Annotated in this window: 16 protein-coding genes; 6 read left to right on the top strand and 10 right to left on the bottom strand. The window is 50.9% G+C overall.

What is annotated here, in order from left to right; all coding sequences use genetic code 11:
- Nucleotides 1-247 precede the first annotated feature (247 nt).
- Nucleotides 248-802 carry a gamma carbonic anhydrase family protein gene (locus tag CHU32_RS25900; RefSeq protein WP_103678707.1) on the top strand — a complete coding sequence of 185 codons (555 nt, stop codon included), beginning with the start codon at nt 248-250 and terminating at the stop codon, nt 800-802.
- On the opposite strand, the gene CHU32_RS25895 is transcribed toward CHU32_RS25900, so the two are convergent.
- The 6 genes from CHU32_RS25895 to dprA are packed head-to-tail and all read right to left on the bottom strand — an operon-like array spanning nt 778 to nt 4570.
- Nucleotides 778-1035: a DUF1488 family protein gene (locus CHU32_RS25895; protein WP_103678706.1), complete on the bottom strand. Its 258-nt coding sequence runs from the start codon at nt 1033-1035 to the stop codon at nt 778-780. The two genes, CHU32_RS25900 and CHU32_RS25895, sit on opposite strands and share 25 nt — an antisense overlap.
- Complete coding sequence (gene aroE / locus CHU32_RS25890) at nt 1032-1850, bottom strand: shikimate dehydrogenase (protein WP_103678705.1); 819 nt, start codon at nt 1848-1850, stop codon at nt 1032-1034. The genes CHU32_RS25895 and aroE overlap by 4 nt, the downstream gene beginning before the upstream one ends.
- A 4-nt stretch (nt 1851-1854) precedes the next feature.
- Entirely contained in the window at nt 1855-2427 is a 573-nt protein-coding gene (gene tsaC, locus CHU32_RS25885; protein WP_103678704.1) for an L-threonylcarbamoyladenylate synthase type 1 TsaC, read from the bottom strand.
- On the bottom strand, nt 2417-2974 hold the full coding sequence (locus tag CHU32_RS25880) for a DNA topoisomerase family protein (protein WP_103678703.1): 558 nt from the start codon (nt 2972-2974) through the stop codon (nt 2417-2419). Before CHU32_RS25880 ends, tsaC begins: the two co-directional genes overlap by 11 nt.
- A gap of 26 nt (nt 2975-3000) precedes the next feature.
- Complete coding sequence (smg, locus tag CHU32_RS25875; RefSeq protein ID WP_103678702.1) at nt 3001-3474, bottom strand: DUF494 family protein Smg; 474 nt, start codon at nt 3472-3474, stop codon at nt 3001-3003.
- Nucleotides 3446-4570: a DNA-protecting protein DprA gene (gene dprA / locus CHU32_RS25870; protein ID WP_103678701.1), complete on the bottom strand. Its 1125-nt coding sequence runs from the start codon at nt 4568-4570 to the stop codon at nt 3446-3448. Before dprA ends, smg begins: the two co-directional genes overlap by 29 nt.
- Before the next feature lie 129 nt (nt 4571-4699).
- Here dprA and def point away from each other — a divergent pair, with 129 nt between their 5' ends.
- From def to mscL, 5 genes are all read left to right on the top strand, one after another.
- The gene (gene def, locus CHU32_RS25865; protein ID WP_103678700.1) at nt 4700-5209 is read left to right on the top strand and encodes a peptide deformylase; all 510 of its coding nucleotides are present in this window, start codon (nt 4700-4702) and stop codon (nt 5207-5209) included.
- A 14-nt stretch (nt 5210-5223) separates the two neighbouring features.
- Entirely contained in the window at nt 5224-6171 is a 948-nt protein-coding gene (gene fmt, locus CHU32_RS25860; RefSeq protein ID WP_103678699.1) for a methionyl-tRNA formyltransferase, read from the top strand.
- Nucleotides 6172-6223: 52 nt separating this feature from the next.
- Nucleotides 6224-7513 carry a 16S rRNA (cytosine(967)-C(5))-methyltransferase RsmB gene (gene rsmB / locus CHU32_RS25855; protein WP_103678698.1) on the top strand — a complete coding sequence of 430 codons (1290 nt, stop codon included), beginning with the start codon at nt 6224-6226 and terminating at the stop codon, nt 7511-7513.
- A gap of 19 nt (nt 7514-7532) precedes the next feature.
- The gene (trkA, locus tag CHU32_RS25850) at nt 7533-8909 is read left to right on the top strand and encodes a Trk system potassium transporter TrkA (protein WP_103678697.1); all 1377 of its coding nucleotides are present in this window, start codon (nt 7533-7535) and stop codon (nt 8907-8909) included.
- Between the two features lie 147 nt (nt 8910-9056).
- The gene (mscL, locus tag CHU32_RS25845) at nt 9057-9470 is read left to right on the top strand and encodes a large-conductance mechanosensitive channel protein MscL (protein WP_103678696.1); all 414 of its coding nucleotides are present in this window, start codon (nt 9057-9059) and stop codon (nt 9468-9470) included.
- Here mscL and CHU32_RS25840 read toward each other — a convergent pair.
- The 4 genes from CHU32_RS25840 to rplQ all read right to left on the bottom strand — a co-directional run bounded on the left by CHU32_RS25840 (nt 9467) and on the right by rplQ (nt 11028).
- A complete protein-coding gene (locus tag CHU32_RS25840; protein WP_103678695.1) occupies nt 9467-9685 on the bottom strand; it encodes an alternative ribosome-rescue factor A in 219 nt (72 codons plus the stop codon). The two genes, mscL and CHU32_RS25840, sit on opposite strands and share 4 nt — an antisense overlap.
- A 55-nt stretch (nt 9686-9740) precedes the next feature.
- Nucleotides 9741-10166, bottom strand: coding sequence for a Zn(2+)-responsive transcriptional regulator (gene zntR / locus CHU32_RS25835; protein WP_103678694.1), 426 nt, complete (start codon nt 10164-10166; stop codon nt 9741-9743).
- Nucleotides 10166-10537 (bottom strand): DnaJ family domain-containing protein, encoded by a 372-nt coding sequence (locus tag CHU32_RS25830; RefSeq protein WP_103678693.1) that lies wholly within the window; start codon nt 10535-10537, stop codon nt 10166-10168. The genes zntR and CHU32_RS25830 overlap by 1 nt, the downstream gene beginning before the upstream one ends.
- A 107-nt stretch (nt 10538-10644) precedes the next feature.
- A complete protein-coding gene (rplQ, locus tag CHU32_RS25825) occupies nt 10645-11028 on the bottom strand; it encodes a 50S ribosomal protein L17 (RefSeq protein ID WP_047731668.1) in 384 nt (127 codons plus the stop codon).
- Nucleotides 11029-11036: the final 8 nt, after the last annotated feature.

The following is an 11036-nucleotide window of genomic DNA, read 5'->3' as shown; positions in this document are numbered from 1 at the left end:
TTTTTTCTCTTCAACCAACCGGCTGTTTGTGTGAAGTGATTCACATCCGCCGTGTCGATGGAGGCGCATTATAGGGATCACAGCGTTTAGCACAAGCCTTTTTTCGATCTTTTTTTCTGACTGATGTTTTATCATTCTTTTTGCTGTGATCCTGCTCGATCTGCTTAAATTTTGGCGCATCTAACGCTTGCTCGCGTCAGATAAAGCCGCCAAAGTGATATTACAGTTAGCAGCAGCAGAGGTAATCATGCCCGCAGTTTTACGTTCCTACAGAGATTCGTTCCCCAAAACGGGGCTACGTGTGATGATCGACTCCACCAGCGTTGTCATCGGCGACGTTCGTATAGCCGAGGATGTCGGTATCTGGCCGCTGGTCGTCATTCGGGGTGATGTTAATTATGTAGCGATTGGTGCCCGAACCAATATTCAGGATGGCAGCGTGCTACACGTCACGCATAAATCCTCTTTTAACCCGGAAGGCAATCCGCTGCTTATTGGTGAAGATGTGACGGTAGGACACAAAGTTATGCTACACGGATGCACCATAGGCAACCGGGTACTGGTCGGTATGGGATCGATTTTGCTCGACGGTGCGGTAATAGAAGATGACGTGATGATTGGCGCTGGCAGCCTGGTCCCGCAAAATAAACGTCTGGAAAGTGGCTACCTTTACCTTGGCAGCCCGGTCAAACAGATACGCCCCCTGAAAGAGGCGGAGATTGAAGGGCTTAAGTATTCTGCAAATAATTACGTAACATGGAAGGATGAGTATCTGGCTCAGGATAACCAGACCCAGCCCTGATCGTCCTCTTGCCGATCCCGAATAAGCGCTTCGGCTTCTTCCTCAAGATCCCAGCGCTGCTCACGGAATGCCGCAAGCCAGCCCGCTGGCGTGTCGCCACCAAAACGGTGCGCCAGCGTTGCTTCTTTTATTGCACCCGTTAACTGCATGCCGTTGACCAGCACCGGAAAACACAGCGCCCGCACGCTATCACGCCATTCTTCACGGTCAGGAAATTGGATCGCCTGATTCATTTCGCCAGCTCCTGCTTGAGTTTTTCAATCACCGGCAGCACATCGGGTAAAACGCCGTGCCAGAGAAGGACGGCGTGCGCCGCCTGGCCTACCAGCATCCCCAGGCCATCAGCACACTGACGAGCACCATGTTGCTCACACCAGTTAAGGAAAGGCGTGTTACCTTGCTGATAAAACATGTCATAGCAATAAATGCCAGGCTTAATTAAAGAGGCGGGTATAGCAGGCACCTCACCGGCAAGCCCGCTGGAGGTTGCGTTAATAATGAGATCAAATTCATGCCCGTTCAGATCGGCCATTGCGACAGCTTTTACACTACCAGTGTGAGCAAAAAGCTGCGCCAGTTCTTCAGCACGCGCAACCGTACGATTGGTAATCGTCACCGCGCAATCCAGAGAAAGCAAAGGCAGCAATACGCCGCGCGATGCGCCTCCTGCTCCTATAAGCAGAATACGCGCACCCGGCCTGATAAACGCCAGACGTTCTAAATCGCTGAGTAAGCCAATACCGTCGGTGTTATCTCCTAGCAGTCGCCCATCTTCAAGACGCTTAAGCGTATTCACCGCACCGGCCAGCGCCGCTCTTTCAGTAAGCTCATCGGCACGGGCAAAGGCTTCTTCTTTAAACGGTACTGTGACGTTGGCACCCTTTCCGCCGTTAGCAAAAAAATCATTCAGCGTCGCGACAAACTTATCCAACGGAGCCAGAACGCGCCCGTAGGGATGTTCAATCTGTAACTGCCTGGCAAATTGCTGATGAATAAAAGGCGATTTGCTGTGTGCTACCGGATGGCCGAAAACAGCATAAGTTTCCATATCGTTACCCCTGTCGAAACTGTTTGCCCGTCAGAGCATCACGAATTTCCGATGGATTCAGGCGGCCACCGGTTACCCCCTTGATGACAGGAAAATCGTCACCAAACTGCGCACGGACTTCTTCTACAGTACGGCATGGTGGGAGCGTTGTAAGATTAGCGCTGGTTGACACCAGGGGTTTGCCATATGCCTCACACAGTTCAACCACCAGCGGATGATCGGTAACGCGTACAGCCAGCGAATCAAAGCGCCCTGTCAACCACCGCGGTGTCGTCGCCTTTGCCGGAAAGACAAAGGTTACCGGTCCCGGCCAGCGGGCGAATACCGCTTCACGCTGCGTTGGGGTCAGGACATCATCATTGATATAGGGCTTGAGCTGTTCAAAATTAGCGGCAATAAGAATCAGACCCTTTTCAACCGGGCGCTGTTTTAATTCCAGCAGGCGCGTTACCGCGATTTCACTATCGGGATCGCAACCAACGCCAAATACGGCTTCAGTAGGATAGGCAATGACGTGATGATTATTCAGTACGGCCACTGCGTCAGCAATGGCCTTAGAGGGCAGGTTATTCTTCACTGGTTTGTTCCGCCGAAACCGGCTTTCCACATTGTTTACTCGCGCAAAAAAGTTTTAACCCCTGCGCGGTTTTCTTTTCTATTAACAGCGGATAATGACATTCAGGGCATTCACCCGCTATGGGTTTAAAGTTAATAACGAACTGACACTCCGGATAGCGATCGCAGGAGTGAAAGGTTTTACCGAAACGAGAACGTCGCTGAACAAGGTGCCCGCTCTGGCACTGTGGACAGGTAATGGCAGTATCGTCTGGTTTATCGATAACTTCGGTATGCTCACATTCGGGATAACGACTACAACCGATAAACATCCCGTAGCGCCCCTGACGCAGGACAAGTACCGCTTCGCAGACCGGGCAAGTCTGTCCCTCCAGAACTTTGACAATATGTCCATCCGCCTGATTTTTCAGGGGACGGACATAATCGCATTCCGGATAATGGGAACACCCGAGAAACGGACCATGTTTCCCGGACCGAATGACAAGTTCAGCCCCGCACTGTGGACAGGGCTCATTTTTACGCACCGCAAAAAGTGCTGATTTGACCATAACGATTCTTGATGCCACATAAAAGATTAGTGCAGCATACCTTCATTCACTTCAAAGAGTAATTCTTCCATCTGCTGATACGCATTTTCACAGCCCGGAATATTGAACAGTACCATCAGGATGACCCATTTCAGGTCGTCGAGATCAAACTCTGCCGTATCCAGCGCCAGCACACGCTCAATGACCATTTCCCGGGTATCGAGGTTGAGCACCTGAATCTGTTCCAGGAATAACAGAAATCCCCGGCAACTGGCATCCAGTCTTTCGCATTCTTCTGCAGTATAAATACGCACAGAGAGCGGATCGGAAGCAAGCTGCATCGGTGCGACAAGACCTTCCTGATAATCTGCCAGCTTTTCAAGCCACACTAACGCGCTGTAGATATCCTCACGGTCAAAACCGGCGTCGGTGAGATCCCGCGTCAGTTTATCCTGGTCCACACGCATCTCTGCTTCGTTATGGATGTAAGTCTCAAACAAATACATTAGTACGTCGAACATGGCTTGCCCTCCTTAATCGGACATAGCCGCCGGGTACAGCTGCGATCCACCCTGCTAACTCCAGTTCGAGTAGCTGAGCCACTGTCACTGGCACAGGTTGGCCGGCACGTTCAGCGACGACGTCAACAGGTGTTACCTCATCTCCTACGTTAGCCAGGAGCTCAGGAAATGGCAATGCCGCAACTTCGTGTTCTGGTGAATAAATTGTAATTTCCGCCTTATCTGGCAATGAATACGGGTCAAATTGCACGTTTTCAAGGATATCCTCAAGCGCAGTCACAGGAATGGCTCCTTGCTTAATCAACCAATGAGGTCCTTCGCTGCCAGGATTCCCTAACGGCCCCGGTAATGCAAACACTTCTCGCCCCTGCTCCAGCGCACAGCGCGCCGTCACGAGCGATCCGCTGCGAATAGCTGCCTCTATAACCAGCACTCCCAGGCTTAATCCACTGATAATACGGTTACGCTGGGGAAAATTTTCCGGTCGCGGCGGAGCTGAAAGCGGGAATTCTGAGAGTACCGCACCACCAGACTGCACAATAGCGCTTGCAAGCGAGTTGTGGCTACGCGGATGCACAAGGAATAAACCATTTCCCAATACCGCGATGCTTTTCCCTTTTGCGCCAAGCGCTGCAGTATGCGCAACACCGTCAATACCTCTGGCAAGCCCGCTGGTAACAATCAGTCCACACGAGGCCAGTTCCTGACTAAAGCGCTCTCCCCACTGCTGCCCGTACCATGAATGATTCCGACTGCCTACTATCGCCAGTTGTGGCGAAGTAAGGCATGCCGGATCGCCATCAACGAATAGCGCTCCCGGATAGTCATTAATGGCCCGCAACTGCGGTGGATAACGTGCATCGTCAGCCACAATCAAATGGTGGCTGGAATGCGCAAGCCAGGCCAGACTACGGTCGAGCTCGGCGGGCGTCAGCCCCATAAAGGCTGCACTTTGCTTCACCGTTAACCCTGCCGCCAACAGCGTATCTCTTTCAATATGCGATTGTTTTATAAGATTACGAGCCAGGCGAATCATTCGATCACCATACAACTGGCGCACATTTATCAGGCGTAACCAAATCTCGGTGGGCGTCATCCCTTCTCCCTTGCCACAAGCTCTTTCAGCAATCTTTGCGATTGGTCACTGATGCTGTCAATCAGGGGGAGATTTGTCTAGAATAGAGGTAATAATCTTTTCTACTCCTGAACTCAACTCTGGAAATTTATGGCAGTTTTGCACGTGTTACATATTCCGGACGAGCGTCTTCGCAAAGTCGCTGAACCGGTAAAAGAAGTGAATGCAGATATTCAGCGTATCGTTGATGATATGTTCGAAACGATGTACGCCGAAGAAGGTATTGGTCTGGCCGCGACTCAGGTCGATATTCATCAGCGCATTATCGTCATTGATGTTTCCGAAAATCGTGATGAGCGTCTGGTGCTGATAAATCCAGAGCTTCTGGAAAAAAATGGCGAAACGGGCATTGAAGAAGGTTGTCTGTCCATTCCGGAACAGCGTGCGCTGGTTCCTCGTGCAGAAACCGTTAAAATCCGTGCGCTCGATCGCGACGGAAAACCTTTTGAGTTAGAGGCCGATGGTCTGCTGGCCATTTGTATTCAGCATGAAATGGATCATCTGGTTGGCAAACTCTTTATTGACTATCTATCGCCATTAAAACAGCAGCGTATCCGTCAAAAAGTGGAAAAGCTGGATCGGATGAACGCGCGGGCGTAAGGACAGGGAATATCGTGTCAGAAAAACTTCGCATTATTTTCGCGGGTACCCCCGATTTTGCAGCGCGTCACCTTGACGCGCTGTTGTCGTCTGAGCACCAAATCGTGGGCGTATTTACCCAACCCGATCGCCCGGCTGGTCGGGGCAAAAAATTGATGCCCAGCCCGGTAAAAGCGCTGGCAGAAGAGAAAGGACTGCCGATATTCCAGCCCGCGTCATTGCGTCCACAGGATAATCAGCAGCTTGTTGCCGATCTCAAGGCCGATATTATGGTGGTGGTCGCCTATGGTCTGATCCTGCCTAAAGCTGTGCTGGAAATGCCACGTCTGGGCTGCATAAACGTTCATGGATCGCTGCTTCCGCGCTGGCGCGGTGCTGCGCCTATCCAGCGTTCGCTGTGGGCTGGCGATGCCGAAACGGGCGTGACGATAATGCAAATGGATGTAGGTCTGGACACGGGTGACATGCTTTATAAGCTCTCTTGCCCAATTACCGCCGAAGATACCAGCGCTACGCTGTATGACAAATTAGCGCACCTTGGCCCGCAGGGGCTAATTGAAACGCTGCAACAGCTGGCAGAAGGCCGCGCACAGCCGCAGGTTCAGGATGAAACACTGGCGACCTATGCGGAAAAACTGAGCAAAGAAGAAGCCCGTATTGACTGGTCGCTTTCTGCCATTGAGCTTGAACGCTGTATCCGGGCGTTTAACCCATGGCCGATGAGTTATCTGATCATCGACGACCAGCCGGTGAAAGTCTGGAAAGCATCAGCGATCGAGAGTCAACGCGATGCCGTACCAGGTACGATCATTGACGCCACAAAGCTCGGTATTCAGGTCGCCACAGCAAATGGCGTATTGAACCTTGAATCATTACAACCTGCGGGTAAAAAGGCGATGAGTGCTCAGGATCTTCTGAATTCCCGTCGGGAATGGTTCATACCTGGCAATACACTGTCCTGACATTTCTCCATTCATACGCCCGGTGTTACCGGGCATTTTTATTTTTACGGTTATGAAAAAACAGATCAATTTACGCAGCATGGCGGCCCAGGCCGTTGAACAAGTGGTTGAACAAGGCCAGTCCCTAAGCCAGATTTTACCTGCCCTACAGCAAAAAGTTTCGGATAAAGATAAAGCGCTGTTACAGGAACTGTGCTTTGGCGTACTGCGCACGCTTCCCCAACTGGACTGGCTTATCAATAAACTGATGTCACGCCCAATGACCGGTAAGCAGCGTACCGTTCATTACTTAATTATGGTTGGCTTTTACCAGCTACTGCACACTCGTATCCCTCCTCATGCCGCCCTCGCGGAGACAGTTGAAGGCGCGGTAGTCATCAAGCGTCCTCAGCTTAAGGGCCTGATTAACGGTGTGTTACGTCAATTCCAGCGCCAGCAGGAAGCATTACAGGAAGAATTCAACCATAACGAGGCGCGCTTTTTACACCCGTCCTGGCTGTTAAAGCGGTTACAAAAAGCCTGGCCGACCCAGTGGGAAAGCATTGTAGAAGCAAATAATGCACGTCCGCCAATGTGGCTGCGCGTGAACCGTAATCATCACTCCCGCGATGGCTGGCTTGCATTACTAACAGAGGCCGGGATGGAAGGCTTTACGCATGAGCTGTATCCGGATGCCGTTCGCCTCGCCTCACCTGTACCTGTCCATGCGCTACCGGGTTTCGATCAAGGTTGGGTCACTGTGCAGGACGCGTCCGCGCAAGGTTGTATGACATTCCTCGAGCCGCAGAACGGTGAATACATCCTGGATCTTTGCGCCGCCCCTGGTGGGAAAACAACGCACATCCTGGAGGCTGCACCAGAAGCCCAGGTACTGGCTGTGGATATTGATGAACAGCGGCTTTCTCGCGTTTATGACAACCTCAAACGCCTGGGAATGAAAGCAGAGGTAAAACAAGGTGATGGCCGGTATCCTGCACAATGGTGTGGCGAACAACAGTTTGATCGTATCCTGCTGGATGCCCCCTGCTCTGCAACTGGCGTGATCCGCCGTCATCCTGATATCAAATGGTTACGCCGCGACCGTGATATTGTGGAGCTGGCAAAATTACAGGCAGAAATCCTTGATGCTGTATGGCCGCATCTGAAAAAGGGCGGCACCCTGGTGTATGCCACCTGCTCGGTGTTGCCCGAAGAAAACAGTCAACAAATTGCGGCATTTTTGTCACGTACGCCAGACGCACAACTGAGTGTTACCGGCACGCAAGATCACCCAGGGAAGCAAAATCTGCCAGCGGCGGAAGACGGCGATGGTTTCTTTTACGCTAAGCTAATCAAACAGTGAAGATAACGGATCGCGACTGATGAAAATTATCATTCTGGGTGCAGGGCAAGTCGGCGGTACACTGGCAGAAAACCTTGTTGGTGAAAACAACGATATTACCGTTGTCGATACTAATGGCGAGCGTCTGCGCACATTACAGGATAAGTTCGATCTCCGCGTGGTGCAGGGCCATGGGTCGCATCCTCGCGTGCTACGCGAGGCCGGAGCAGATGACGCCGATATGCTGGTTGCGGTTACCAGCTCGGACGAGACCAATATGGTCGCCTGTCAGGTCGCCTACTCGCTGTTTAATACGCCAAATCGTATTGCACGTATTCGTGCCCCGGATTATGTCCGCGACGCTGAAAAACTCTTTCACTCAGAAGCCGTGCCGATCGATCACTTAATTGCCCCGGAGCAATTGGTCATCGACAGCATCTACCGGCTGATCGAGTATCCCGGAGCGTTGCAGGTCGTGAACTTCGCGGAAGGCATGGTCAGCCTGGCCGTCGTAAAAGCGTATTACGGCGGGCCGCTGGTAGGCAATGCCCTGTCAACTATGCGCGAACATATGCCGCACATCGATACCCGCGTGGCAGCCATTTTCCGTCACGACAGGCCTATCCGTCCCCAGGGCTCAACCATTGTCGAAGCAGGCGACGAAGTCTTTTTTATCGCCGCCTCGCAACATATTCGCGCAGTGATGAGCGAATTACAGCGTCTGGAAAAACCGTATAAACGTATCATGCTGGTTGGCGGTGGCAACATCGGCGCAGGGCTGGCACAACGTCTTGAAAAAGATTACAGCGTTAAATTGATCGAACGCGATCAGCAACGTGCGGCAGAGCTGGCTGAGAAACTGCAAAATACCGTCGTCTTTTTTGGTGATGCGTCGGATCAGGAATTACTGGCGGAAGAACATATCGATCAAGTTGATCTCTTTATTGCCGTTACCAACGATGACGAAGCCAACATTATGTCGGCAATGCTGGCTAAACGCATGGGCGCAAAAAAAGTCATGGTATTGATTCAGCGGCGGGCTTATGTCGATTTAGTGCAGGGAAGCGTTATTGATATTGCTATCTCACCTCAGCAGGCAACCATTTCAGCACTGCTCAGTCACGTGCGCAAGGCCGATATTGTCGGCGTGTCCTCGCTGCGTCGTGGTGTCGCCGAAGCGATTGAAGCAGTCGCCCATGGGGATGAAAGCACCTCGCGGGTAGTAGGCCGTGTTATTGATGATATTAAGCTACCACCAGGCACCATTATCGGCGCAGTGGTGCGCGGCAATGACGTAATGATTGCAAACGACAACCTGCGAATTGAGCAGGGCGATCACGTGATTATGTTTTTAACCGACAAAAAATTTATCACCGACGTTGAGCGTCTCTTTCAGCCCAGCCCTTTCTTTTTGTAATGATCAGGCATCCGCAGGATGCCTTTTATTTTCCCTTAACCCTTTATTTAATAGGGCATATTTTTGTTTACATTGTGTTTTCACAAATGGAAATTGTGATGACTTTTGTTAAACTTGTTATTATCTGAAAGCGTTAAGGAGAAAAAAATGAGCTTTTTTAAAGAGTTCCGCGAATTTGCGATGCGCGGAAATGTTGTTGATTTAGCGGTAGGTGTGATCATCGGTGCAGCATTCGGTAAGATAGTTTCATCGCTGGTCGCCGATATTATTATGCCGCCGCTTGGCCTGCTGATTGGGGGCGTGGATTTTAAACAGTTTGCATTAACACTGCGGCCCGCAGTGGGGGATACGCCAGCAGTAGTGATGCACTATGGTGTCTTTATCCAGAATATTTTTGACTTTGTGATTGTTGCCTTTGCCATCTTCCTGGCTATCAAGTTGATGAATAAATTGCATCGCCGTAAAAAAGAAGAGCCAAAAGCACCACCTGCACCGTCAAAAGAAGAAGTGTTACTGACTGAAATCCGCGATCTACTTAAAGAGCAGAATAGTCGTCCTTAACCGACGCTGAAAACAAGAAAGCCAGTGGTAAAAAAGCACTCTGCTTGTTTGCCACTGGCCTCCCAGTTTCCCTTCTTACCGTGCTTCGCTTTACGCAGATAACTGCCTTTTCCCTTCTTATTTTTTTCAACCCGTTGCCTGAACAGCGGATCGTGCAGCAGCGCTTCGAGCGCATTATCATTTATCTTACCTTTGGTATGCTGATAGCCACTCATAACTTCTCCGGATTATAGTAAAACGGCGAGAGTGTAGACTCACGCGATGAATAAATCAACAACCTCTGATTACGCCGCTGGCTCCTTGTTCAAGCGCCTCGAGAATCGAGCAATACACACTGCTATGAGCCGTACCACAGCAGGCATCATTCAGCCTTTGCAAAGAGCGGCGCATGGTTTGCAACTCATCAATTTTTGCCTCAACTTCTGCCAGCCGGCTTTGCACAATACTCTTTGATTCCTGACAGGTATGATGCTCCGGATCAATACGGATCGACAAAAGCTCACGGATCGATTCCAGCGTAAAGCCCAGTTGTCGGCCATAGCGGATAAATTTCAGTCGCTGAAGATCCTGCTCGCTATAAAGGCGAAAACCTCCTTCGGTACGCACTTCATGAGCCATCATCTGCTGTTTTTCATAATAGCGAATAGTATCCGGCGTCACTTCAGCCAGCCTGGCCAGCTCTCCAATACGGTACATCATTCTTCCTCACTTATTTTATGGAGCAGTTTAGTGGCATAGTCACCATGAAGGAAATCGGTATTCACACCTGCCTGACGCAACTTAAGTTCGAGTAACGTTAGCTGCCGACTTAAGGTCGTATATTCAGGACTATCACGCTGGATGTTTTTCAATAGATCAGCCAGCGCCAGCGCTTCTTTACGCTGCTGAAGCTCAGGAGGCAGACAACCTGCATTTTTCAGCAACCGATATCCGGCGCGCAGTTCTTCCGGGACATGGGAATCATCGTCCAGCACTAAGGGTTTTCCGCTACCGGCGAGATTATCTAATTCACCGTTGCGCTGGGCATCAAGGATATGGCGTTCTGCCCACTGATCCAGCAACCACATACGACACTCCGGAGGGTGAACAAAAAGAGTACAGATAGTGTAGATAAATGAGGGTAATGCGGATATAAAAAAACCCGCCGGAGCGGGTTTTTTTACGTTACTACAGATTACTCTGCAGTAGCTTCTGCTTTCTCTGAACGATCAACCAGCTCGATGTATGCCATCGGCGCATTGTCGCCTGCACGGAAGCCACACTTCAGAATACGAGTGTAACCACCGGCACGGCTCGCGAAACGCGGGCCCAGCTCGTTAAACAGTTTTGCCACGATCTCGTTATCACGAGTACGGGCGAATGCCAGACGACGATTAGCAACGCTATCAGTCTTGGCAAGAGTAATCAGCGGCTCAACTACGCGGCGCAGCTCTTTCGCTTTAGGCAGGGTCGTCTTGATGATTTCATGACGAACCAGTGAACCTGCCATATTGCGGAACATAGCCTGGCGATGGCTGCTGTTGCGGTTCAGTTGACGACCACTCTTACGATGGCGCATGACCTTAT

It is taken from the genome of Superficieibacter electus (assembly GCF_002915575.1).
In the GTDB taxonomy this organism is placed as follows: domain Bacteria; phylum Pseudomonadota; class Gammaproteobacteria; order Enterobacterales; family Enterobacteriaceae; genus Superficieibacter; species Superficieibacter electus.
The sequence above is the reverse complement of the archived record's forward strand: the minus strand, read 5'-3'. Positions and strand labels throughout refer to the sequence as shown.